20 protein-coding genes and 2 pseudogenes are annotated in these 25,230 nt (G+C 37.5%); 5 read left to right on the top strand and 17 right to left on the bottom strand.

Annotated elements, in window-relative coordinates; translation table 11 throughout:
* Positions 1–84: 84 nt before the first annotated feature.
* Positions 85–1,794, bottom strand: a complete 1,710-nt coding sequence (gene ltrA, locus EZY12_09085; protein QSX69719.1) for a group II intron reverse transcriptase/maturase — start codon at positions 1,792–1,794, stop codon at positions 85–87.
* Positions 1,795–2,382: 588 nt separating this feature from the next.
* Positions 2,383–3,246 (bottom strand): transposase, encoded by an 864-nt coding sequence (locus EZY12_09080; GenBank protein QSX69718.1) that lies wholly within the window; start codon positions 3,244–3,246, stop codon positions 2,383–2,385.
* Between the two features lie 72 nt (positions 3,247–3,318).
* Between EZY12_09080 and EZY12_09075 the strand changes: the two genes are divergently transcribed.
* Both EZY12_09075 and EZY12_09070 read left to right on the top strand, forming a co-directional pair.
* Complete coding sequence (locus EZY12_09075) at positions 3,319–3,525, top strand: hypothetical protein (protein ID QSX69717.1); 207 nt, start codon at positions 3,319–3,321, stop codon at positions 3,523–3,525.
* A gap of 215 nt (positions 3,526–3,740) precedes the next feature.
* Positions 3,741–4,022 carry a hypothetical protein gene (locus tag EZY12_09070; protein ID QSX70594.1) on the top strand — a complete coding sequence of 94 codons (282 nt, stop codon included), beginning with the start codon at positions 3,741–3,743 and terminating at the stop codon, positions 4,020–4,022.
* Positions 4,023–4,087: 65 nt separating this feature from the next.
* On the opposite strand, the pseudogene EZY12_09065 reads toward EZY12_09070, so the two are convergent.
* Together EZY12_09065 and EZY12_09060 are read right to left on the bottom strand one after the other, a co-directional pair.
* Positions 4,088–4,534: pseudogene (locus EZY12_09065) on the bottom strand (type II toxin-antitoxin system VapC family toxin).
* A gap of 11 nt (positions 4,535–4,545) precedes the next feature.
* Positions 4,546–4,806 (bottom strand): hypothetical protein, encoded by a 261-nt coding sequence (locus EZY12_09060; GenBank protein QSX69716.1) that lies wholly within the window; start codon positions 4,804–4,806, stop codon positions 4,546–4,548.
* Positions 4,807–5,458: 652 nt separating this feature from the next.
* On the opposite strand from EZY12_09060, the pseudogene EZY12_09055 reads away from it, so the two are divergent.
* Together EZY12_09055 and EZY12_09050 are read left to right on the top strand one after the other, a co-directional pair.
* A pseudogene (locus EZY12_09055) lies at positions 5,459–5,743 on the top strand (UPF0175 family protein).
* On the top strand, positions 5,744–6,190 hold the full coding sequence (locus EZY12_09050; protein ID QSX69715.1) for a DUF3368 domain-containing protein: 447 nt from the start codon (positions 5,744–5,746) through the stop codon (positions 6,188–6,190).
* Positions 6,191–6,303: 113 nt separating this feature from the next.
* Here EZY12_09050 and EZY12_09045 read toward each other — a convergent pair whose 3' ends face one another.
* The 12 genes from EZY12_09045 to EZY12_08990 form a co-directional block, all read right to left on the bottom strand.
* Positions 6,304–6,525 (bottom strand): hypothetical protein, encoded by a 222-nt coding sequence (locus EZY12_09045; GenBank protein ID QSX69714.1) that lies wholly within the window; start codon positions 6,523–6,525, stop codon positions 6,304–6,306.
* 254 nt (positions 6,526–6,779) lie between these two features.
* Positions 6,780–7,964: a glycosyltransferase family 4 protein gene (locus EZY12_09040; protein ID QSX69713.1), complete on the bottom strand. Its 1,185-nt coding sequence runs from the start codon at positions 7,962–7,964 to the stop codon at positions 6,780–6,782.
* A 303-nt stretch (positions 7,965–8,267) separates the two neighbouring features.
* Positions 8,268–9,329 (bottom strand): polysaccharide pyruvyl transferase family protein, encoded by a 1,062-nt coding sequence (locus EZY12_09035; GenBank protein ID QSX69712.1) that lies wholly within the window; start codon positions 9,327–9,329, stop codon positions 8,268–8,270.
* 74 nt (positions 9,330–9,403) lie between these two features.
* Entirely contained in the window at positions 9,404–10,621 is a 1,218-nt protein-coding gene (locus EZY12_09030) for a glycosyltransferase (GenBank protein ID QSX69711.1), read from the bottom strand.
* Positions 10,622–10,779: 158 nt separating this feature from the next.
* Positions 10,780–11,631, bottom strand: coding sequence for a glycosyltransferase (locus tag EZY12_09025; GenBank protein QSX69710.1), 852 nt, complete (start codon positions 11,629–11,631; stop codon positions 10,780–10,782).
* Positions 11,632–11,744: 113 nt separating this feature from the next.
* Positions 11,745–13,037 carry a hypothetical protein gene (locus EZY12_09020; GenBank protein QSX69709.1) on the bottom strand — a complete coding sequence of 431 codons (1,293 nt, stop codon included), beginning with the start codon at positions 13,035–13,037 and terminating at the stop codon, positions 11,745–11,747.
* A 134-nt stretch (positions 13,038–13,171) separates the two neighbouring features.
* Positions 13,172–14,422, bottom strand: a complete 1,251-nt coding sequence (locus EZY12_09015; protein ID QSX70593.1) for a glycosyltransferase family 4 protein — start codon at positions 14,420–14,422, stop codon at positions 13,172–13,174.
* A complete protein-coding gene (locus tag EZY12_09010) occupies positions 14,422–16,791 on the bottom strand; it encodes a polysaccharide pyruvyl transferase family protein (protein QSX69708.1) in 2,370 nt (789 codons plus the stop codon). Before EZY12_09010 ends, EZY12_09015 begins: the two co-directional genes overlap by 1 nt.
* Positions 16,792–16,829: 38 nt before the next feature.
* The gene (locus tag EZY12_09005) at positions 16,830–17,735 is read right to left on the bottom strand and encodes a glycosyltransferase family 2 protein (protein QSX69707.1); all 906 of its coding nucleotides are present in this window, start codon (positions 17,733–17,735) and stop codon (positions 16,830–16,832) included.
* A gap of 23 nt (positions 17,736–17,758) precedes the next feature.
* Positions 17,759–18,424, bottom strand: coding sequence for a hypothetical protein (locus EZY12_09000; protein QSX69706.1), 666 nt, complete (start codon positions 18,422–18,424; stop codon positions 17,759–17,761).
* A 65-nt stretch (positions 18,425–18,489) separates the two neighbouring features.
* The gene (locus EZY12_08995) at positions 18,490–19,818 is read right to left on the bottom strand and encodes a flippase (GenBank protein ID QSX70592.1); all 1,329 of its coding nucleotides are present in this window, start codon (positions 19,816–19,818) and stop codon (positions 18,490–18,492) included.
* Between the two features lie 92 nt (positions 19,819–19,910).
* Complete coding sequence (locus tag EZY12_08990) at positions 19,911–20,471, bottom strand: Uma2 family endonuclease (protein QSX69705.1); 561 nt, start codon at positions 20,469–20,471, stop codon at positions 19,911–19,913.
* A 402-nt stretch (positions 20,472–20,873) separates the two neighbouring features.
* On the opposite strand from EZY12_08990, the gene EZY12_08985 reads away from it, so the two are divergent.
* Positions 20,874–22,088 (top strand): transposase, encoded by a 1,215-nt coding sequence (locus EZY12_08985; GenBank protein QSX69704.1) that lies wholly within the window; start codon positions 20,874–20,876, stop codon positions 22,086–22,088.
* A gap of 11 nt (positions 22,089–22,099) precedes the next feature.
* Here the strand turns inward: EZY12_08985 and EZY12_08980 are convergent, their stop codons facing one another.
* Positions 22,100–24,292: a polysaccharide biosynthesis tyrosine autokinase gene (locus EZY12_08980; GenBank protein QSX69703.1), complete on the bottom strand. Its 2,193-nt coding sequence runs from the start codon at positions 24,290–24,292 to the stop codon at positions 22,100–22,102.
* Between the last annotated feature and the right edge of the window lie 938 nt (positions 24,293–25,230).

Below are 25,230 nucleotides of genomic sequence, written 5' to 3'. Positions count from 1 at the left end.
CAATGATTTGGTGCTTGTCATGCACACCTCATTACCCATTTTCCTTCGACTTTTTCAAGTTTTCTGGTGGGCTTAGGCTCGGCACTATTGCAGCCGGATTTTTGTGCCAGGACTGCCATTATTGGCTGTCTTTGTATCGTGGCAATGTCTGTGTAAAAGTTGAAGATTTTTATACTCATCCTTTCCACCTTTTGATTTTGGGATGATATGGTCAACTTCCATTACATCGTCTTCACGGAAAAACATTTCACAGTGGGTACATTTCCCTTTTTGCTTTTTCAGGAGTTTTGATACTCTGGTTGGCATTTCTGGGTTATTACCCATTCTTGTACTCCAGTAAACCAGATTTCCGTCGTATGGTGACGATTCGCCTTTGACTTTCACATGACGCACTATTGGCGTGTCGGCATGATTTAGTAACCGAAGTGAGGTTGAACCTTCCTTCCTGGTTGCGAATACCCAGTTATCACCGTCTATGGATTGCCAATACCTTTTTGACACCCATTTCCCGTTCTTTTTGGGGTGACGGTGTTTTGCCCAAGCGTTTAACTTTTGGTAAATAAGGTGGTCAATATCTGAGTAAGTCACCTTACTTACCACAGTCGCGTAGTAATTTGCCCATCCCCTAATTATTGGGTTTAAACGGCTGATTAGCGCCGCTTGCGGTGCTGCCTTATGAGCTTCAATAACACTGGCGATTTGGTCGTAGTGTACCTTTTGCTTCTGCTTGCTTGGGGTGATGATTGTTTTAAAGCCCTGCTTCGAGTGATACTTTCCTACTGGAAATTGTTGTATCGTAAAACCAAGGAAGTCGAACCCTGGTTTTTCTTGCTCATACTGATGGAGGGTGTGAGTAAGTCTCGTTTTACTAGGCTTTAATTCCAAACCCATGCCTTGTAACCATTCAGAGATTATCTCTTTGCATCTTTGGACAACGGTTATGTCTTTGTGGAGAATAACAAAGTCATCGGCATATCTGATTAAGCTGAGGCTTTGATAATTATGCTGCTTCCTTCCTTCCAGCGTTTCTGTATATTGCTTAATCCGTTCTTCCATCCCGTGGAGGGCAATATTTGCCAGTAATGGGGAAATTACCCCGCCCTGTGGCGTACCCTCAGATGTTGGAAACAACTGCTTACCGTCCATCACTCCCGCTTTTAACCATGCGCGAATTTGTCTGCGGATGGTGGGGGATGTATTCAATTTTATTAGCAGTTTTTCCTGGTTGATGCGGTCAAAACATTTGGCAATATCGGCATCGAGAACATATTTTGGTTTCCCGTTGATAGCGTTAAATATTGCCCCTATTGCATCATGGCATGAGCGTCCGGCTCTGAACCCATAAGAGTTAGGCTCAAATCGCGCTTCCCATTCTGGCTCTAATACCAGTTTGACAAGTGCTTGCAAGGCTCGGTCTTTCATTGTAGGTATTCCCAAAGGTCGTTTCTCTTCCGTTCCAGGCTTAGGAATCCATACCCGTCTAGTTGGACTGACCTTTGACCCCAGGTTTAGATTTCCAGTGAGTTCTAGACGCTGTTTTGGAGTCAGCGATTTAACGCCATCTACACCAGCCGTCTTTTTCCCTTGGTTATCCTGGGTGACTCTACGAACCGCTAAAGCTCTTGCTGACCATGACTTCATCAGCGTCTTTTGGAGTCTGCGATATGCTTTTACATCACCACGGGCGGAGGCTTGATAAATTCTCTTTTGGAGCTTATACACGCTACGTTCTAGCTTGCGCCAGTTAATAGAGTGCCATTCCACCATCAGTTGTTGAGACTGTGTATTAGACATATATACTCACTACTTGGGACTTTATCATCCAAATCACCGTAAATCTGTCAGCATATTCTGGGCATTACCCCAGACATTCGCTTTTGATTTAATCTCACCTTCTCGTTGCATACGGTTAGCACCTACTCAGGTATTCGATCACCTGAGAGCAAGCGAGAGGTTATCTCGTTCCGAATGACCATGCTGTGTACCTTTAGAGTGATGCTATTCGCCGGGTTTATTGGAAGTGCAAATTGGTCAAACCGAACATTGCCAACTCCTTATCCTGTGTCTTTTGACTCCAGCGCCTTTAGCCTTATTTCGCTGGTTGGTAGTCACGACGATTCAATCGCATCTTCAAGCCTAGGCTTTACTCATGGGTACTTTGCTCGATGCTTACCAACTTAGGCTGTCAGTAATAACACCTTTTCACCCCGCTTCAGGCTTTGATGGCTAGTCTCGAACCTGGGGGTGATGCTTTCACCGTTGCACCTACGGGGTAGGGTTTGAGGGGTTCTAGGATAATGGCTCTCACCTACATGGTCATTCAGTTGTCAAGGTTTTGTACCTTGCGGCTAATCCTCCAAAACCCTTACGGGTTTTTAGTTTCTAGCCAACGATTCGCACTTCAGTAACTACCGTGCTATTACCGCTGATTATTCGTGTAGTTTCCTGGTGAACAAAGTTTTGTCTTTGGTTAGCAACTTTTCTCGAAAGTCTACTAACTAATTTCTGCGTTTTATTCCACCTTCTAGAAGCCTTGACTTTTTTCTGGAAATTGGGAGAACGTTTACGACGTTTAGCTTTACCCAATTGTTTATTTTTTTGTTCTGCTTTTCGGAAAAACCGAGGCGCCCGGACTAACCCATTTTCTTCACCATTTGTCCATGCGATTGCATCGTTGCAACCTAAGTCAATTGCAATAATCCCATTATCAGTTTTGCGACTATTCTTTAACAAAGTATCATCAATCTCCAAGACGATGGAAGCATACCATTTACCATTGCGGTAAACGATATCTAAAGCTTTAGGATGCCCCCAAAGTCTAGCTTTACCTCGCATCTGGATTTGACCAATCTTTGATAATTCTAAATAGCCATTATCCCCTGTACTATGAGCTTTCCAGCCCGTAAAAGATGGATAAGTCCAACCGGAATAATGACGAATTGACTTGAATCTAGGGTACAATGCTTGTCCCTTAAAAAACCTTTGAAAAGCAAAATCAACCCGTTTCAATGTGGCTTGTAATGCTTGAGAATTAATTGTTTTATATTCTATCCAAACTTCTTTGAAGTCCGGTAAACAATTCTGCTGCTCGAAGTAAGAAACAGATTTACCAAACTTTTTATATGAAGTAATGCGATTAGATACAGCGGCATTATATAAGTCCTTATGAAGTTTGCGGTGATAGTGCAACATTTCATTGACTTGTCTATTGGGATATAGCCTGAAAGTTGCTCTACGTAACGCCATTGATGTTTTTACCCCTTGTTTTTGTTTATTCTAAATACTATTATATATCTAGTCACATAGATATGTCAACTCATGAAAAAACCAAGAACACAAACTGAATGGCAACAGAGAAACAAAGACAAAGTGAACAAGTATAATGCTAGATATAGAGAGAGTAAAATTCGGATTGGGCTAACGATAGATAAAGAAGTCGCCGAAAGGATATCGGCAATAAAAGACCCAAGCCAAAGTTATGGTGAATGGTTGCGTCAGATAATAGATAATTTACTTGCGAACTAATGCTAATATTTTGTCAAAAACTCAACTGTCCTCAAAACTCTTTTACTTGCAGTAAAAAACATTTTAAGAACGTTTCGTTTTTGACTTGCTTACATCCCCACCCTATGAGTACATTGAGGGTGGGGAATTACGCAAAATTGTTAAAGTTGTTAGGGACTTGGAAGATTACTATGGAAATAAGCAATGAGATTGATGTTGAAGATAGGGAACTAATAATGAATTTAACACCAGCTTATTTAGAGTGGGAACGGATAACGGAACTTCGTGGTTTAGAGCGCGGTAAGGAGATCGGCAAGGAAATAGGTAAGGAAATAGGTAAGGAACAGGAAAGACGGCAAATAGTAGAAAACCTGCTTTTAGCGCGATTTGGTTTTATAGACGAGCAATTAGCGGCAGTTGTTCAGCCTGTATTAAATTTAACATCTCACGAATATACTACTTTGCTGTTGCAGTTGTCTAGTTTATCTCGTGAGCAGTTGTTAGCGAGATTTCAATAGACCTCTTGCAGCAGCACTGACGCGATCGCTCATTTTCTTCAAGCTGTTTTTAAAATGGAGTGAATTTACACCCATGATTCCAAGGGAAAAGGCTGTACTTGATGAATACGCCTAAAATCGCTATCAGCAGAAACGAGAGTGAGATTGTGTTGAATTGCTGTTGCTGCTATCCAAAGATCATGATCGCTAAATCCCAAATTTTCAATGCTAAAATTACGACGTTTGCTTTTCTCTTGGGGAGCAAAATAATTAAAAACCGATGATTTTAGACGACTGTAAATAATGGCAGTTTCTTCATCAATAAAATATAAATCAACGTCGGACAAAAAAACCTGAACTGCACCTAAATTTTAAGATTTTAGTGCTGATTTTTCTGTCATATATAGTAGTTCTGCATAAGTGATAATGCTAACGCCAATGGTAACAGACGAGCAAAATTTTAAGGTATCGGTAACTTGAGGATTACCATTAATAATGTAGCTACAGTGATTAGTATCGAGCAAATAAGACATAGTGACAAAAATTAAAACTGCGTTTGAGAACGAGTTTCTTCAACTAAACGCAGACAATCTTCCAAATCATCACCATGCCAAGTTCCAGTATAATGTAGTAAATCACCTGCTTTTTTACCTCGCTTAATGGGAGAAATACGACGTAATGGGCGTTGATTTACGGTGCTTTTTTCCTGAATAGAGTCGATAAAATCACTAACTAAGGAAAGCTGTTCTGGTGCTAGTTGGGATATCTGTTGTTCAACTTTTTGATGTAGTTCTAAATAAGTCATGTTTACCTCGTTTTTATAGAAAGACAAAATACTTGATTGATTCTATTTTATCTCATAGCCATATCTTCGGTGCGCTTCGCTATCGCTCTTGCAAAAATCGCACAAACGAGTGTAGCAAAGTGCTTGCAGCGGTGCTTACGCGATCGCTTTTCACCAAACTGCCGTACTCAAGCAATTTTCGTGTTATACTAAACACGGCTGAGATCTAAACTTTTACCAATTCAAAAATTTTCTAGTTCTTTTAGTCATCTTCAGATGACTTCTGCTATAAGACTGGGAATTCATTCCCAGTCGGGTTATGGGTTTTACGTTAAGTTGACACCAATGAGCAGTGCTAAACCCCTAGGTTTAGAATCAAACAATCAAGCCATTTTGATTATAACATTTTCATCCTAAGTAGGTTGGCGTTAAAAATTGTCGTTATGACAAGGGAACAGGGAACAGGGAACAGGTTTTGGGCAACTTTACTTTTCGTTACATATTTCGGTTTTTTTCCGCTCACTTACTTACCACTTCCTGCTAAAAATATAGTCAAATATTTCTAGCTTGGTAAGGAACTTATACCTTACAGGACTAACTACAAGCCGCACCCCAACGGTTTATGGGGATATAATCAGTTAAAATAAAAATGTAGCGTTAGGATATTTTGGTAATGTCGTTAGTAATTTTAGATGAGCAGTTAGAAAGTATTCAGCTTTCGGATGAAGTGAGAAAAAAGGCTTTACAAAAAGCGAAGGAAGGTTATGTAATGACACTATTAGAGGTAGGATAAATTAGCAGTGGACGGGCGGGTAAAATTCTTGCCATTTCTCGTTTGGAGGTAATAGAAATGATGAAAAAATGGGGGATTTCTCTTTTTGACGATTCCCAGACTTTAGAGGAATTACGTCAAGAAGTGGAACAAGCAGAGTTAATTTTAAATCAGCAGATTTCTTAAATGATTATCGTTTCTGATACAACGCCAATTAGTGAGTTAGCAAAGGTGAATCATCTTTATTTATTGCCGAAACTTTTTGGTAAAGTCACGATTACCCAGGGGGTATTTGATGAATTGCAAGTAGGTGAGCATCCAGCCGCGAAACTTGTACAGAATTTGTCTTGGTTAGAGGTTGCAACAGTAGATAATCAGCAGGTGGTTAAGGAGTTACAACAGTCATTTAAGTTAGATTTAGGAGAGTCAGAAGCTATTGCTTTAGCGGAGGAGATTGGTGCATCTGAGTTGTTAATTGATGAAAAGGCAGCCCGGAAAGTGGCTATGGCTCGAAAATTGCCTTTAATTGGGACTGTGGGGGTTTTATTATTGGCAAAGCGGCGGGGTGTGTTGGCTAGTGTTAAGGATGTTTTAGATGAGATGCAAGCACAGGGAATGAGAATTTCAGATTAGGAGGTCAAAAGCGATAGCGAAGCTCTGCTGCAAGCAGTTCGCTACTATTGTCCTTGGTAGATTTAGAGAAGATTAATGCACTGACAATTACATTTGTATCAATTACGATACGGTTAGTTTTCATCCTTGAGAATAGATTCTAAAATTTCTGGGGTCATTCCGTTAGCAACGGCTTGTTGACTCGCTTCCTCCATGATATCTAAGAGTGGTTTTTGACTGACTGCTTTTTGCAGCATTATGTTGAGAAATATTTGGATTTTTTGCTGTTTTTCTGGTTCTGCTTCTCGGTACGCTTTGGCAATTTCTGGGTCAACTTGAATGGTAATGTTTTCCATGATAAGTTACAAGTTAATTAGTCTAGTTTTATTATAGCGATCGCCAGCTATTTCTGTTTTACACTATCCTGAATTATCTTAATCTCCTCTTCTGTTAACCCATACAATTTATACACTATCTCATCTATCTCTCTTTCTAATTCTGTCGTGTCTGCTTTCGGTTTTTGACGTTTTATTTCTAGGATTAAACAAGAATACATAATACGACGAAACTAGGGACTACGAATGAACGAACAAATTTTGGGATTTTAAGGTTAAAAAAGTAGCTTTTCATACTCTTCAAGCGCCCTCTTGAATGTATATCTAGTTTCATACAATTGACGTGCTATTTCCCCCATTGAGTTAACTCTTTGGTTGTCACGTGCTAATTGACGAATTATATCAGCAAGCTGTTGAGGATTATCAGGAGGAACATTAACCCCACAACCAGAATTAGTTAATAGCTTATCTATATATGAATTGCGTACAGATATAGATATAATCCCCCGTCCTGCGGCCAGCATTCCATAGAGTTTAGATGGTGCAACAATTGACTCAGCACCAGGGATAAGACTAACTAACGAAATATCGCAGGCTGTTAATGATAGAGGAAGTAATTCTCTAGGTTGGTAGGGTAATAGGAGAATGTTTTTTAGCTGATAATTTTCAATTACTTGTTTGACAATTTTAGTTTTTGCTCCGTCACCAATAAAGACGAATTTAATAGGCTCATCTTTAAGTATTTTAGCTGCTTCAGTAATGGTTTCAATATCATGTAGTCTCCCCAGATTACCTGAATATAAAACTGTAAAGATTTCATCAAGTTCATGCTGTTGAGCAAAATTATTTTCTGGTTTGCTGACAACCGGAATATCTTCAATTGCCCAATTTTCAATTACTTTAATCTTGGGTTTTAAATCAGGATATTTTCTCTCTAAAAATTCCTGCATTGAGGTGCTAAGGACAATTATATATTCAGAATATTTATAAGTTAAATAAATTAGCTTACTGAAGAACTGATATAAAATACTATTTTGCTTTATAATTTCAGACATTACTGCTGACTCTGGAAAAATATCTTGGAGGAGAAAATAATATTTACCACGACGGACAATATTGAATAATATTCCTAGAATACCTACATAGGGTGGATTAGAAGCAATTAGAAGTGGGGTATTGCTTGATAAATTAAACATTACATAGCCAACAGCACCAAGCAGAAAAAATATCGAACTACTGATTTTGCTGAAAATACTGGTGCTGGATTTGATGGGAGAAAAAGCACGAATTATTTCGACTTGAGTTAAGAAATCAGGTACATCTAAATTAGATTTAGTACCAGTAAATATGTTTAAGTTATAATTATGCTCAGACAGTCCCTTTGCAAGGTCAGTCATTAACTGGGCTGTGGCAGCATTGCTAGGATAAAAGTATTGCGTAAGGATAGAAATTTGCTTCATTGATTTAATTTTTCAAATAATTAAAGCAGAGATACGATTGAAGACTGATGTACGGTTCGTTGTTAGCTGAATGACGGTAATCAGTCCGTTAGTTTGATTGGCTACACATAAGGTAACTAACAATCAACCAAGGGAATGAATAAAAACGGGTTGAAGGTCTAAGGGCGGATTCGTTCCCTAAGTAGGCTGGACGAGTAGCGAAAATCCTCCAACTCGGGTAGGACAAACCGTAATTGGTTTGAGGTGTTCAGAATACACAAAGGGTCGCAGAGCATTAAAAAAGTAACCCCATTTTTACTCTATTCAGTTGACAACCTGGCGCAAAAAGTCAATCATTGCTGATTTCTCCTGCTTTAACCATGCAGTATCAATTTTTATCAATTCTTTGCGGATATTGACCGCGCCTAATCGATCAAGTAGATATGCTCTAGGTGAGTTTGAAAAAAGTTTTGCTGGTTTGCCATAAGCCAAAGTTGCTACGCAAGCATGAACTCTATTTGAAAATGTTGCTTCTGTATTAGCATACAAGTTAAGGTATGTATGCGGGATATCTGAAGTAAAGGAGTTGGGAGCGGCATAAGATTTTTGTAGCAACATGGGATTGAAGCGATGGTCAGTACGAACAATAATGTGATCTGCTATGGACTCTTGTAGAGAAGGTCTCATAGGAAGTAAAGAACGAAGGAAAAGGTAAAATTTATATCGACGAGCCAGATTTAACTCACGACTTGCAAAGCGAAACTTCAATGCCAGGTTGTTCAACTGAATTACTTCTTCATTCTTTTTAACAGTTGTACCATTATCTATGGCAACTGTAGGTTCTGGAATTTGGTCAAAATTAAAAATTATGTACGGTGGTAAAGTTGTTGATAATGGATGATGGAGGTCTGAAACAAAAGTTGCAACATCAACACCATCCATTGCATGAGTGGCCAAATCACCAAAAAATTTATAAGTTTCAGTATCTCTAGTAATAAATACATAAGGCGGTATTTCAGTTAGCCATTCTCTTGCTTGTTCTTGCATTTTCTGAGAATAATCCATCATACCTGCACTGAGAACAATTATTTTGATTCCTCGTTCCTTTAGTTTCCGCAAGGTTTGTTCCCAGATTTTTGGATATTCAGGACGTAAATATGGACCTTGAATCACAAGATAATCCATGTCAATATGAGCTAAGTAATCTAGTGAATTAGGAGGATTCCCAATATTAACATCCCAGTATCCTGGTTGATCACTCAACAATACAACCCGATCATTTGGAAAGGCTTGACGGAGCATAAACTCTGCGCCTAATTGGAAAAAACTATTTCCAATATTAGTTGACCAGTAGCCAGCAACAACTACGAAAGTTTTTATAGACATTATGTAACCTCAACACATTTAAATAGTGTACAACAAATCTTAATAAGTATATTTTTTGATTTAAGAACTTATTCTCATTTCTTAAATGCCAGATAATATGCGTCTATATAAGAGTTCATTATCTTTTCAAAAGAAAATTTTTCTCGAATTTGATTAATAGCTAAATCTGAAATTTTATATTTTTCCTTTTGATTCAAGAATTTATTCAATTGCGAAGCAAGTTGTTCTGCATCCCCTACAGGAAAGAAGACAGCTTTTCCATCAGTTACTTCTCTAAATACAGGAATATCAGAACAGATAACTTGACAACCTTGAGACAAGGCTTCTGTAGTAACTAATCCAAAAGATTCTTCACGGGAAGGCACAACTAAAACATCACTAGCCGCATAATAGCGATTAATCTCTGTACGACTATCAATTGTTCCAAGTAATCTTACTTCCATGGGCAAATTATTTACTTTTTGTTGAATTTTTTGATTGTATTTTCCAATCATGATCAACATAAAGTCATCAGGGTTAGGAAGTTGATGTAAAGCTGACTCCAGAACATCAAATCCCTTCCGATAAGATCCAATTACATTAGCCACAAAAAGCACAATAATTTTATTATCAGGCAACTTCAATTCTTGTTTAATATCCTGACGTTCTTCGGGGGGATAAAACTGTTGAAATTCTGTTGGATCAGGAATAACTTGAATTCTTTCAGATGAAAAACCTGCGTGAATTAGTTTTTCGCGGAGGATATTAGAGGGAGATACTAAAATTGCTTTCGATTTTGTTATGAGATCATGACGATAAATAAAATTTTGTTTAGCTCTATCTACTAAAGTGCTAGGATATTTATCTAGATGGGGACAAGAATGACAGCCTTGCTGATAACCTTGGCAACTTCCAGAAAAAGTACATCTTCCACTCATAATCCATTCATCATGTATTGTCCAAACAACAGGTTTTTCTAAAACTTTTTCTAAAATTTCCTTTGGCATATAATAACCATGAACATTATGTAAATGAATAACATCAGACCAATTTAATAATGTTGGTAAAACTTTTAACCATTGATTAATATTTAGAGGAGCTTCAAGACTACTAAGACGATAAATCAGTACATTGGCCATAAATTGCCAGCGCGAGACTCCTAGTGTTTCAATATTATTGGAGCTATCTGAAATTCCACTACCTGCATAAAATTTTGAAGAAAAACCATATTGAGGAAGTCTTAGATGAATACTCCTACCAGATCGTGCTGCTCCTCCGTCGGTGGTATGTGTATGAAGATGTAAGATTTTCATGTGGTAAATTTTTTTTAACTGATAATGGATGATTTAAAATTAGTCAATTGGAAGTATGAGCATTAAAGCCTTGCCATTTTTGGCTTAAATATTCATGTTTTATGTTTAAATCTTCAATGATTTTAAATAACTTACTGAAATGTGTAAATATATAATTTTTAGAGCTTAGTCCATAGCGGGAGTTGACCACCTAGTTTACGATAGAAATCGGTTATATTATTAGTAATATTGTTACCAAGAATTTTGATCATCATCAGCCTTATGTAGGCAGTTAAAAACGAAAACATCAGTCTATATGGAATACCCTTGACGGCATTTTTACTCCTTGCTCTGTAAAACTCCTTGTATACTTTCAGGTAATTTTCTGGTGAAGTGCTGACTCCTCCAATCTGGACATATGCGATAATATCGCCATCTAAAAAATAGGCATCGTTATCTTTTAGCTCTCGTAGTAACAATTCGTAATCACCAGCCAATCTAAATGATTCATCAAACAATCCTTTGTCCTTAAACAGACAATGGTGATGGAATACACCTTGATGATTTATATTGAAAACCTGAAGAAAATTATGCTTTGACTTTTCCCATGATTTATTCATGATTTGTAAAACTTCATTTTTATCAGAAACCATAGCTACTCTACCATATACTAAGCGCACGCTAGAACTATTTAAAACTAATTTTTTAGCAACGTTATTTAGAACATCAGAATTATAAAAATAATCATCCGCTCCCAAAAAAATAATCCATTCAGCAGTAGCATGAGATACTCCTTTATTAAAAGCGTGATAGATTCCCCTATCTGGTTCAGATTCCCAATATGCAATCTTAGTGGAGTTGTTACGTATAATATCAACTGTTCCATCTGTAGATTGACCGTCAATAATTATTAATTCTTTGTTTCCATAACTTTGAGCTATAAAACTATCAATACAACGTTGTAAGTATTGTACATTATTATAGACTGCTATTATGACAGAAAAAGAAGGTTCTGAGTGTGATTTTATCATCTTATTTAAATTCCTTTATTATTTAACGAATGGCAGCTAATAATAACAAAAATATTCATCATACCTGATGGTATCACGTTTCAAGTCTCTATTTTAGACCCGAATACTTACCTTTATTTTATATGGTTGTAATTAAATTTATATTCATCTGTAAATCTTGCCACTGAGCCAAAGAAAAAACAAGACATAGCAAAATAAACACTATTAGCCTGTATAACTGGAGCCTGTAAAAATGCAGCCAAAAATGCAATCAAAGTGCATAAAACAAATACATGGATTATTTTCGGCAGCTTTAATCGAAAGAATCGGAGAAGAATTGGAATCTGAACAAGATGAAATGTCAAGAGCAAAAGCATAGCTAATATACCTGCATCATACATCTGATCTAACCATATATTGTGAGCATAACTTGACCTTATAATCATAGCCCTACCTCCCCAAGGAAAATCAAACATTTGATTTATAACTAGTAGCCAAGTTTCATATCTAGATGTTTCTAGTCCTTCAGATGCTAATCTACTACCGATACCTAATTCCAATAAACTGTTGATTAATGGCAATATAGTTTCAATTAATACATCACGTAGTAAGAACAATATAACACCTATAGAGGAGAGAAAAAATATCATTATCCACCTTGATATTTGAAAACCCTTTTTTAAAGAAATGGTAAATATGAAAGTAGCAAAAACCGAAATTAAGAAAACTACAATCGGTGTCCTTGCTCCTAAGGAAATAGATGAGTAACCACTCATCAATACCAGTATCAATATAACAATAAAAAAGATTGATTTTCTAAATTTTCCAATAAAAGGACTAAATGATGCTCTAGAAATAAGTAATCCTGCTAATGATAAACCCAAATAAGAGAAAATATCTAAAGATGGTCCGTTGACTAAATCGTCACCTTTCCAAAAAGTTGCTACTGACCTATTTGCGATCTCAATGCCTATAAGTGAAAAATTCCATCTATTGTATTGAGCTACGCTTAAGAAAACCCAAATAATGCCGCCACTAAATAAGGATAAGTTTAATGAAACAATATTAGAGGGAAAAAACGGCATTTTTTTGAAGTCTAAACAAACACCCATCAAAAAAAGTAAAATAATTGTAACTATTTCTATAATAAACCTCCCAGCACCTTTTTCAGAGTCGAGTCCATAAGAGTAAACTTGATAATAGTTGACTACAACAAATAGGATCAATGATACTATTGATATTGAAATACTTGTGGATTTAAGTAGATATTTCGGAATTCTTAAATAGCCAAAAAACTTCAGAATTAGAGGAAGAAGCAGGAAGAATAAAGTAGATATTGTAGGTATCGCTAAACCGATGATAAATAAATTAAGGCATAAAACCACAAACTTTAATTTATCTTTGGCTTTTATACTCGTGATTTGCATTTTTTCTTTCTCTGAGTAAATTAAATTTTCTGTTCAAATAACTATAGTCCGTTGATGAACACTTAAAGAAGTATCTTAGCAAAATATTGGGAAAACATAACTTTAGATCGCGCATTGCAATTGCCATGATACTGTTATGTTTTATAAACGTCTTTATATATTGATAAATAATTCTTAGCTTGTATTTCTAAAGTAAAGTTATTCTCAACTTTTTCACGACTATTAACGCCTAACTTCCTTAATCTTTCCTCATCGTCCAATACCCAAGCAATTCCTTTAGCTAAGTCATCTATATCAAAAGGTCTAGCCAAATAGCCATTTTGTTGATGTTCTATCATATCAGACATACCGCCAATATCAAAAGCTACGCAAGGAGTACCACAAGCTAAAGACTCCATAACTGTGTTTGGTAAATTATCTTGCAAAGAAGGAGCAATAAATACATCCGCTGCTGCATAAACTAAGGAGAGGGAAATATCATCATTTAATCTACCTAAATAATGTGATTTGAAGCCAAGTTCAGTAGGGTTTTTAGGTTGAGAAGATCCAAATACAACCAATTCTACTTGCTCTCCCCACCCAGATTGACTAAGCTTTTGTAAAGTTGATTGTAGTAAATTAAAACCTTTTCTGGGATCACTTGTTGCACTCATAGCTCCAAATAGAATCAGTTGCTTATCTTCAGGTAAACCTAAAATGGAGCGTGCTACAGATTTTTTAATGGGTTTATACTGTTCTGGATTAATTCCATTAGGAATAACTTCAATTTTTACATCTTTTAGTAGAGAGCTAGAGGCGGCACATTTAGCCAGCCAATGGCTTGGAGTAACTATAGTTAAATTTAAGTTTTTCCATGCCTTTGCTTTACGTTGCCATACCCAGCGTGATAAGTCTTTTTCCCTATTGCTGTGCAGTTGAGGACAAGTACCACAGGAGTTTATATAATTTATGCAATCTCCACTGTAGTGACACCCTCCAGTAAATACCCACATATCATGTAGAGTCAAGACAATGGTTTTTTTGAAACTAGTGATAGTCTCTATATTTAGATATCCACGATTAATCCAATGTAAATTAATGATGTCAGGATTGATTTGAGCCACTTTTGTGGCTAATTCATCAGGTAGCCATTGAAGTGAAAATACTGATTTATTATCGCGCTGGGTATACAGTTGTAGTGGTAGACTATCGAGAGTAGGTTTTAATTTGCTAATACCTTTACCTAGTTTTCCTTCTGAGCTAATTACTGTATAATCATCACTTTGCTTGTTTTGTACAAGCATTTGAGAGGATATACCAATATCTTGTAAGCCTCGATGTAAACGATAAGTGGCACGAGCAGCACCTCCATTAATGTCACTAGTGCTAATTAGCAGGGGTTTAATCATGGCTCTAAAGATTTGATAAATTTAGTAACTGCATTTGTAAATTTAAGAGGTTGGGTTGTCCGCGAATTGTGAGGTTGACAAGGTTCTTTATCTAAAAGATCAGAAAGGGAGTCAATTATAAATTCAGCATTTATTGAGTCTAAGCTCATATATGGAATTTGATATTTTTCTGCCAGAGATTTAACTTTCCCCCGTCCTAGAGTATAGTCTATTGCTACTGTAGGTATAGAGGAGGATAAGGCGAAAACAAGGGAGTGAAATCTCATCGTCAGAGCAATAGAAGCCGACTTAAAGACATTTACTGCTTCTACAGGACTTATTTCTGCTCCTAAATAAGTTAGATCTAAAGAATCATGTATTTTATTTGCATTTCTAAACAACCTACGGTAGAACCATCTATCATCATTACCGATATGATTGGTACACATTGGAAAGGGAATTATCTTTAGGTTGGGATACTTCTCAACTAATTGCTCTAATGCTTTGATTACCTCTCCTTCAAACCTGCTCTTTAAAAGTTCAGATTCAGATTGACTTAAATTATGAGCGTATTCACTGTATGGCCAATCTCTCAAACCCAATAATAAGGTTTTATGTTTTAAAACATCTGTGTGATATCTATCTTCATCAGATATACAACTTCGTAGCCATGTAAACGCAGGATCTTCTGCAACCTGGTCTGAAGTTGTATCCACACCTAACGTCTGAGCAATCTCTTTAGACTTCTGATCACGATAAATTCGGTGAGAAGCTTGTAAAAGCAGATACTTTATCGCGTCATTGTAATAGGAATCGCCCAAAGGACCCACACCACATCCTGCAATCAATGTAGGAACTTTTGCTTCTACTGCTTGCTGAAAGATTGCAAGCATATCAGCAAGTTGTTGTAGAGCCATTAAAGGACCACCACCAAACACCACTAAATCCATTGAACTGGCAATTTGTATGGCTTCTGGGATAGAGTGCAATCCACATCCTTCCAGTTCAGGCATTTGCTGGATTGTCATCTGGCAAATATAAGGCTCTAATGACGCTAAATGCAGTTCCATTGTTTCCAAAGAAACATATAAAGCGTTGATAACACCTCCAAGAATTGCCTTATCACCTAAGGTTTCGGTCCCATACCAACCACAAATTAAGACTTTACGCTTCTTATTAGAATTAGCTGGAAATTGAAGTGCAGGTATAGGTTGACGAAGGTTCGATGGATTTATTCCAAACGTAACCATTCTTTTAGAAAATCTTGATTTCTGTATTAATGAAAGTAATGGTTTTAAAACCTTTATAAGCTTAATTTTTTGGTTGGAAATACCGACCTTTTTTAAAATCTTTTTTGAATACTTTTTCAGTAAAACTTTGGTAGGAGGCAAGCCAACATAATCATGAGCGCAAGTATCACATTTAGTTTTTACTATCTCTGCTAAATGTTGACTATTATCAAAATAGAGTCTTTCCGCATCTTCAGAAACAGCTGATCCTAATGTTTTACTTTCAACGGCACAGTACAACAGTTCACCTCTCGCAGAGAGAGTAGCACCTTTATGCTGCCAAGTACATCCAGCAGAACGAGCTTTTTGATATATCAGTTGGCCGATTAAAGATTGGTAGAAAAAGACCTGACTCTCAGACTTTTCATAAAACCTAATCAAATTCTCCAGAAAAATAGCGAAATGGTACTTTTCCTCAAAAGTCAGATCAAAAGGCTCAACAACATTTTTTGAATAAAGGCGCTGATGTGGTATACCTAGCCTATATTTTATATATATATCTTTGCTGAGTGCAAATTCTAACAAGTCATCAACACCATAAATATTTTCTTTAATTACAGTACAACCTAACCTGCAACTGGAAACTAATTCATTATGTTGAATAAAGTCAATTACTTTGACCGCATTTTCAAAATTACCTTTGCGACCTCTTACTCTATCGTGTACTTCACCAACTCCATCTAAAGATACCATAACATCTAGAAATCCGTTATGAGATTTGATGACTTGACCAATTTCAGTAATACGTTCTATTACTTGGCTGCTGTTAAGTGAGTTCGTAATTAAACTAATATTTGATAATTTTGGCAGCTTTCGGAATAGGATATCTACAAGTTCGGCAAGATCCTTACGGAGGGTAGGTTCTCCACCATTAACTCCTATGGTTTTGACTTCAGAAAAAAGCGGATTCGATAAAGCTTTTTCTAGTTCAGATGGAGTAATTTGGTAATCAAATTTTTGCTGCCAAATATTACACATTTGACATCTACAATTACAAATATCATTAACTGGAAATTGGATAACTACAGGTTTTTGTAATTTCCACGGTTTGGGTCTTGTTGTCAGATAAAAGCTGTAAATAGAATCAATTAATTTCATTATATCTCTAGTGAATGCCTACTTCAATTATTTAATGCCTAAATTTCAATTAATTGTCTGATTTTGTTAAAAATTCTTTTGAGTATTTTAGGATTATACATTTTTTCAAAATAAAGCTTGTCTGCTGCAACATCTCTCATCATATATTGTGGATGAATTAGTGGAAATTTCATATTCTGTGTTTTCAGATTAGAAACTTCACTGTCTTTGTTTCTCGTATTAGTAGAATCTTCACCAAAACCTAGATTGGATATTAAATTTACTGTAGGAACAATAGATAGACCAGACTGCACCAAGCGAGCAAAATGCCATTGATAACCCCAAATATTTTTCTTACCTTCAAAAGTTTCCGAAAATACTTTTTCTCTATTTTTATATTCTTTTTCACTACCCAAAATATCACGCATAAGACAGTGTACTTCACTTTCTTCCCATAATTTCATTTCATAGTCAAAATATTGCCATGCTCTTGCCCAAGATGCCCAACCCCAGATACCACCGTAGTAAGAAAAATAATAACTTTGAATGGAGGATTTCCATGTTCCTAAAAAATTAGTTCCACTAATGCTCATTATCCTTTGATCATGACGATATTCCTCCAACATTAATTCGCAAAACTTAAAAAAACTGGGATCTGGTAGACAATCATCCTCTAAAATAATAGCCTCTTCTACCTGATCAAACACCCAGTCTATACCTGTGGATACGCGCTTACCACATCCTAAATTAACGTCTGAATAGTTAGTCAATACCTCACATTCCCAATCAACGCCTTCAATAATCGCCCTAGCCGCAGCACAATTTTCTGCTTCTCCTGGACGGTCTACACGCGGTCCATCGGCAATAACTAAAAGTTTGGGAGGTTTAGCCTCACGAATGGCTTCAAATACTCTTTTGGTTGTATCTGGACGGTTAAATATGATAAATGCAACTGGAGTTTTCATAATTATTTCTTACACTAGTTCATTCAAGATTCAATAGGCTTTTGAGCCTCCATATACAAAGTTTCCCAGGCTCTCTCCTCTTTATCATTCAACAATGATAAATCAGTTCCTTGCCTAAAAGAAACTTGTTTAACATTGATAAACCCCAAGTCATTTAAACATTTTCCTAGAAATTCACTATCCCAAAGAGATACATGAAAATAGTCTTGAGTTAAACTTCTAATGGCATCACATCCTGTCTCCCAACGATCAAATTTTTCGTGTATTTTTTGACCAGAATAATAAGCTACATATTTTTTTAAATCAGGAACTGTTACTCGGAGCCAAGCACCAGGCTTCATTGTCCTATATAATTCTTGTAGTAAGATAATTGCCTGATCTGGATATAGATGCTCAAGAGTATGTTCTGTAAAAACTCCATCCCAGACATCATCATCACAATTAAGAGGAAATCTTAAATCCATCATCCAATCAGGTTTACTAGTATTTTTTTTGAAAAAATTTCTAACCCCAAGAGAAAAAAAATCAGCGTTTATCCAACTCTCAAATTTGCTGCCTCCAGATCCCAAATTGAGTAAATTTTTGTCATAAAGGTTCAATTTTGGTTTTGAGTTCAAAAACAATCTTCCATATAAGCTTATCAATTCAAATCTGAAAAGGCCTTTTAAACTTACTTGATAGTTGTACATACTGTGTTTATCCGTATTAAATGTATTACCAATATAAAATTACTATCTGCTAGTAAATTTATAACCTATTTTTGCCAAAAAAATACAAGTGATTTCATCTGTAAATTAAATATTATCCTAGTTCTTGAATCTATAGCATTAGCAAATACTGAACCAATTCCATAAGATATAACAGTAGCTATAGAAGCCCCAACTCCAGCATACATTGGTATAAGAATCAGGTTTAATAAAACATTAGCAATTGCACCCAGTAAAGTTCTTTGGAAAGGAAGTTTAGTCAACCCCTCAGCAATAAACCAAGGGGATGCTCCAACCCCCATGAATACAAACAAAGCAGCCCAAATATGAATAGCCAATATTGTACCTGCCAGGGCATAGCTGCTACCAAATAGCATCGTAATTATTGGAGTAGACAAAAAGGACATGGGTACAGCAATAGTCACAGAAAGTAGAGACAATATCCGCAACAATTGTTTTATCTGCCGATAGTATATAGCTTCACTTGCTTCTTTTTTTGCTGCATAAATCGCGGGCGCAACTGAAGAAACTATAGTTGTAGGGATAAAATACCAAACCTCAGAAATCCGAGTGGCTGCTGAATAAAGACCAACTGCTTTATCTCCAAGCATCTGCCCAAGCATAATCTGGTCAATTTTCACATAAACCATAATAGCTAAACCAGACAAAATCAAAGGCCAACCTTCTTTTAGGAGTGTCTTAGCAAGTGGTGAACTCCAAGTCCACAACCAAGGTGAATAACCCCTAACTCTGTAGGATATGATCAAACCGATCGCCCCTAAAATTACCTCTCCTAAGCCCGACCAAGCAAAAGCAACTAATGGAGCATGAAAACTGATCAAGGCTACTTTAACTAAAGCAGTAATGACAAAAGCGGTATTTTTAGCAATGACAGTATACTTTGACTGTAGCTGAGACTGAAACCAAAGGTCAATAGTGTCAAAAGCCTGAAAAATCCCTACAGATGACAATATAGCTACTAGGGAAATAGTCAATTGGTCATCATGACGCAACACAATAATAGAGCTAACAGCTAATACTAAAGCAGCAATACCACCAAACAATTTTAGCCAGAAAGCTGTTCCTAAAATTTGGGATCTCTTTTCAGGTTCACGGACAATAGAGCGGACTACTATGGCATTTAAACCAAGGGTAGAAAGGGTACTAAATAGGGCAACAAAAGCAGTAGCATAGTTAAAAACCCCAAACTGTTGTACTCCTAAGTAGCGAGCGACCCAAACCCCCACAAATAACCCCACACCCATGCGAAGGATGCGGTCAGCAAATAACCAACCTGTATTCGCAATAATCCCCCTCAGTTTATCACTTGATTTGAGCAGTGATAACCTCTTATTAAGATTGAATTTATCTAGCATGAGCCAATTTTCATTTTGGGCATATTTCCTGGCATATCTGAAAACTGTCACCAGTTTAGTAAGACTCTTATTTTGTCCAAGGTATTGCTTAGTTAAGCCATTTTCAACCAGCCAAATACATCATCAACAGTTAATTTTAAATCTACTCCTACCAATACAGGCAGAATATCAGTTTTTTCCATCAGCATTGGTTGGCGATCGCATAAAAATACCAGAATACTTAAATCATCAGGATCAAGAAACCATCCTAATTTACACCCATGCTCCATACAATGCAAGATATTGCCAATCACTTTATTTGATTTCTGTTCAGGAGAAAGAATCTCAATTACCCAATCTGGAGACTGTTCAAATCGGTCTGGAACTTCTCCATTTGCCAGGAAGGGAATATGTTCCCATGTGAAAACTGCTATATCAGGAACAATTGAGCGATTACCAAAGCTACACCTGAGTTCAGGAAAAGCATAGGCAATTTTTTCAGATTCACTCACCAAATTAATTTCGCTGCTAAGTTTCCCTTGCAGTCGGCTGTGTCTTCCTTTCGGCATAGGTTTTTGAATAATATCCCCATTCAAGAACTCTGACGCAGGCTTAGTCTCCGGCATCATTAAGAACTTTTCCAATGTAATATCTTTTACGGCACTGATGGTCATATCTTTATGATTTGTCCAGGTACTTATTGGTTGGCGATCGCAGAGATTGTTTCGAAGATTACACCATAATTAGACACAGCTTTCCCGTACTTTGGCCTTCCCAGTTACGAGCAGGTTGCGAGGAAGGAACTGAGATCAAAAGACCATCAAAGCTCAACTTCTAAAACACAGCTAATTTTATTAATGTTGCATGGTGCAAACTTTCTTTTCATCTAACTAAGTGTTGCATGAGCAGGGAACAAAGTCAACTCTTACAGAAGTATCCGGTAAGCGTAAAGCTCAGTGGCTTCAGCCCTGAGATATAAGCGACACGATAGGTTTTAACCTATTTAAATCTTGTACCGCTAAATATCTTGACAATCTTACACCATGAAGAGTAGTATAAGGTTGGAGGTAAAAGCGATGCTAGTTTTTGAGTTCAAAACTTACGGGAAATCAGTTCAATTTAGCGCAGTAGATGATGCAATTCGCACCGCTCAATTCGTTCGGAATAGCTGTATTCGGCTATGGATGGACGTAAAAGATACGGGCAAAAACGACTTGCAGAAATATTGCGCTGTTTTGGCGGCTAATTTTCCATTCGCTAATGAACTTAACTCAATGGCACGACAAGCCAGCGCCGAACGAGCATGGTCTTCTATTTCTCGGTTTTACGATAACTGTAAAAAGAATATTCCTGGATTAAAGGGATATCCTCAGTTTCAAAAAGACTGCCGTTCTGTCGAATACAAAACATCAGGATGGAAGCTTTCAGAAGATCGTAAATCTATCACATTCACTGATAAAAAAGGTATTGGTAGATTAAAGATCAAAGGGACTCGTGATTTGCATTTTTATCAAATAAATCAAATTAAACGAGTTAGGCTAGTTAAACGGGCTGATGGCTATTATTGTCAGTTTTGCATTGATGTTAATCGCCAAGAAGATATAACTCCATCAGGAAATACAGTTGGATTAGATGTAGGCTTGAAAGAATACTACACTGACTCCAATGGTGTGATGATTGAGAATCCTAAATTTCTGCGTATTGGAGAAAGGATTCTTAAACGTTCACAACGTCGTGTTTCCAGAAAAGTCAAAGGTTCAAAAAATAGAGGCAAAGCTAGACAGATTTTAGGTAAACGCCACCTCAAAATAAGTAGGAAACGTAAAGACCATGCTGTGAAATTAGCACGGTGCGTAGTTCAGTCAAACGACTTGATATCCTACGAAGATTTGAGAATTAAAAATATGGTGAAAAATCATTGTCTAGCCAAGTCTATCAACGACGCATCTTGGTATCAGTTTCGTGTCTGGCTTGAATATTTCGGGAAAGTATTCAAGAGAGTCACAGTAGCGGTCAATCCGCAATATACAAGCCAAGAATGCTCTGGCTGTGGTGAAATTGTCAAAAAATCTCTATCCACCAGAACGCATATTTGTAAATGCGGTTGTGTGATGGATAGAGATGAAAATGCAGCTAGAAATATCCACAAGTCGAGGATTGAGTACGGTAGGGATACGGTCACTTTCATGCTAGACATGAGCAATGCTTTGGGAGATAAGACCTCTACTTGTGCTGGAGAAATCCTGGACGAGCAAGTCATGTCTTTGATCAAAGAATCTCAGCGGCTTTAGCCCTGAGAGTGTCAACGCACATTAGTTTCAGAAGGATGATCCTTACTCTCTACTTGGTCTCCATAATAACCTTTGTAATAATAATACCCACCATAACCACTTTCCTCGCTAATACCATTTACTGCCATTCCCAAAATAGGCACTTTCGCCTGATTGAGTAATGATTTAGCCGACCTCATCGCTGAATACTCCACCTTGCCAGGACGGACAACCAGCAATAACCCATCCACATACTTGGCAACAATTAGAGGGTCAGTAACAGCAGTCAAGGGGGGCGTGTCAATTATTACAAAATCATAATTATTGCTTGCCTCTTCAACCAAATCAGCCATGCGCTGGGAATCTAAAAGTGTCACCGGGTTAGGCGGAATTTTTCCGACTGGTAACAGATCTACCAGGGGGGATACTTCCTGGACAGTATTTTTTAACTGCGCCTGACCAGCTAAAATATTGCTCAATCCCAACAAATTGGGTGTTTCCCAAATGCGGTGCTGACGGGGACGACGCATATCAGCATCTACTAACAACACGCGTCGTCCTACATGAGCCGCTGCTAGAGACAAATTTGCTGCCACAAAAGATTTACCCTCTCCAGCTGTTGAACTAGTTACCAAAATTACTCGCAATTCCTTGTCAGAGAGGGTGAATCCCAGGTTAGTCTGGAGCATTTCAAAGGATGTACTGACTGGTGAATAGATGTTATCAAGTAAGGGCAACTCTCGCCGACTTTCCTCCTGATTTTTCGGATTTTTCCCACCATATAGGGGAATCATCCCCAGCAAAGGAAAGCCCAACAGCCGATTGGCTTCTTCAACATTTTTGAGAGCCTGATTCATGGATTCCAACAGCAACGCCGTTCCTGCACCCAAAAGGATGCCTAAAAATCCGCCTAGTGCTAAGTTGAGGGGTTTTTTGGGAGAAACGGGACGCTCAGGAACTAAAGCCTGGGAGATAATCCGCGCATTACCAACATTCTGATTCTCCAATACGGCAACTAACTGGAATTGCTTCAAGAATTCTTGATAGGTAAGTTGTGCTACAGATAACTGTCGCTGTAGCTGTAGCTGTTGTTGTTCCAGTCGAGGTAAGCTATCTAAACGTCTCCTATTAACTATAAATACCCGCTGCAATTCCCCTATTTTATTTGTTAGTGCTAACCTTTCTACCTCTGACTTAACTAGTGCTTCAGTTAACGACTGTTTGAGTTCTCCTATCTGCAAATTCTGTTTAGACAGGGCATCGGAACTACCAACGGTCTGGGCAACTCGCTCTTTTAGTACGGTTTTCAGAGATGCCTCTTTCATGATTAAATCAACGACTTTTGGATTATCATTTGTATAAAGTGTTCGCGCTATAGCTAGATCGTATTGTGTTTTTTGGTATTCTGTGAGTACCTGCTGTACACCAGGGGATTGACTTAATGTACTGAGATCCACTGCCTGTTGCGTACCCAGTTTCATTTCATACTGCAAAGCTACAGATCGAGTAGAAGCCGCCGCTAATTCCCCTTGGCTCTCGATAATTGCTTGATCTAATTTTGCTAGAGATTCTAAACCAGTTGTAGCTTCTACATCCAAAACTGCCACCCGATTGTTTTCTTTAAATCGCCGCAGGCTCATTTCTGCTTTCGTAACTTGTCTCTCAACCTCTGGCAATTGCTTGGCTAAAAATTCTCGCGCTGATCTAGCCTCGGTGCGATTATTGAGAATATTACTCTCCAGGTAATATTTCATGAGAGAATTTACCACATTTGCTGCTTCCTGGGGATTGATACTGCTGTAACTAACCTGTAACACATCTGTTCCTCGGATGCTTTTTAGCTTCAGTTTCTTAAGAAAATTCTCCGGGGGAAGCTGTACGCCTTCATCATTGGTCAACTTCAGTGCGGTAATAGTTTTTATAATAATCGGGTAGGAGCGGATGATCTCAGATTCGGTATCTACTGGGTTGCTGAGGTTTGTCAGTCCACCTAGTGATCCTATCTGTTGGGAGATATTTGTTGTCAGTGATGAAGCTACACCTTTTTTGGTAAAAACCAGCTTACCTTCGGATTCGTAGACTGGTTTTGTTGTATAAGTAACAAAGACTGTGATTCCGAACACGGAGGCAAAGACAATTGATGACACCAGCCAACGTCTTTTGAATATCAGCCAGTATTGTTGGATATCAATAGAGGAATCTTGGTCTTCTTGGTTAATAGACATAAATTAATTTAATAAAATATCCTAAGTATAGAACTGACGCGCTATACAAATTGTAGATCAGGTGTTTGAACAAAAATCAATCATTTCACGCTGTTAGCAATTAACTTTTCTTAAATAGCGATAAGCTGTTATTCTCTTCGCAGTGTAAAATCAGACATTAATTAAGCGAAAAATCAGTTGACCTAAGAAAGTTTTGGGGTTAATTTTATCTCTATTCCTTGAATGCGAAGAGCGTAGAAATACGGATTTATTCATTAGTTTCAACTTAATGGAACACCAAAAAATAAATTACCCAATTTTGTGGGATGGGCATCCTGCCCGTCCTTGATGATTAGCGGGCATCCTGCCCGTCCTTGATGATTAGGGGAGCAGATGCCCGTCCTTGATGATTAGCGGGCAAGATGCCCGCACTACAAGAACTTTTTGGGTATTTTTTTAATTGGAAGTCCCTAACGTCAAATCCATAGCCCGTCCGGGAATGAATTCCCAGTTTCATAGCAAAAGTTGTCTTTTGATTACTAAAAATTCTCACAAATCCTTAGTTTACTTTAGTAAACTTTGGCTATTAGCCCGGAAATTCATTTCTGGGCGGGTGTAGAAGCCAACAGATAAGGTATTTTTAACTTAAGTTTCAACTTACAGCACTTCCTTTGTGTTATGAGGTACAAGAACCCCACCCCCAACCCCCTCCCCGCAAGCGATGAGGGGGCTAAGATGTACATCATAAAAACGGAAACCGCTGTAACGTAAAATCCATAACCCGTACGGGAATAAATTTCCACCATCATAGCAAAAGTTGTCTTTTGATGACTAAAAATTTTCACAAATCCTTAGAGGGTGTTTGAAAAGTATTAAATAAAACCAATAATCTCCAAAAACCTAACCCCCCTGCCCCCCTTCCCTACGAGGGAATGGGGGTTTCAAAGCCTCTCCCCGAA

Origin of the sequence: Dolichospermum sp. DET69, assembly GCA_017355425.1 — a bacterium.
Classification (GTDB): Bacteria; Cyanobacteriota; Cyanobacteriia; order Cyanobacteriales; family Nostocaceae; genus Dolichospermum.
Note: the sequence above shows the minus strand (reverse complement) of the source record. Positions and strands in the feature narration are given on the sequence as shown.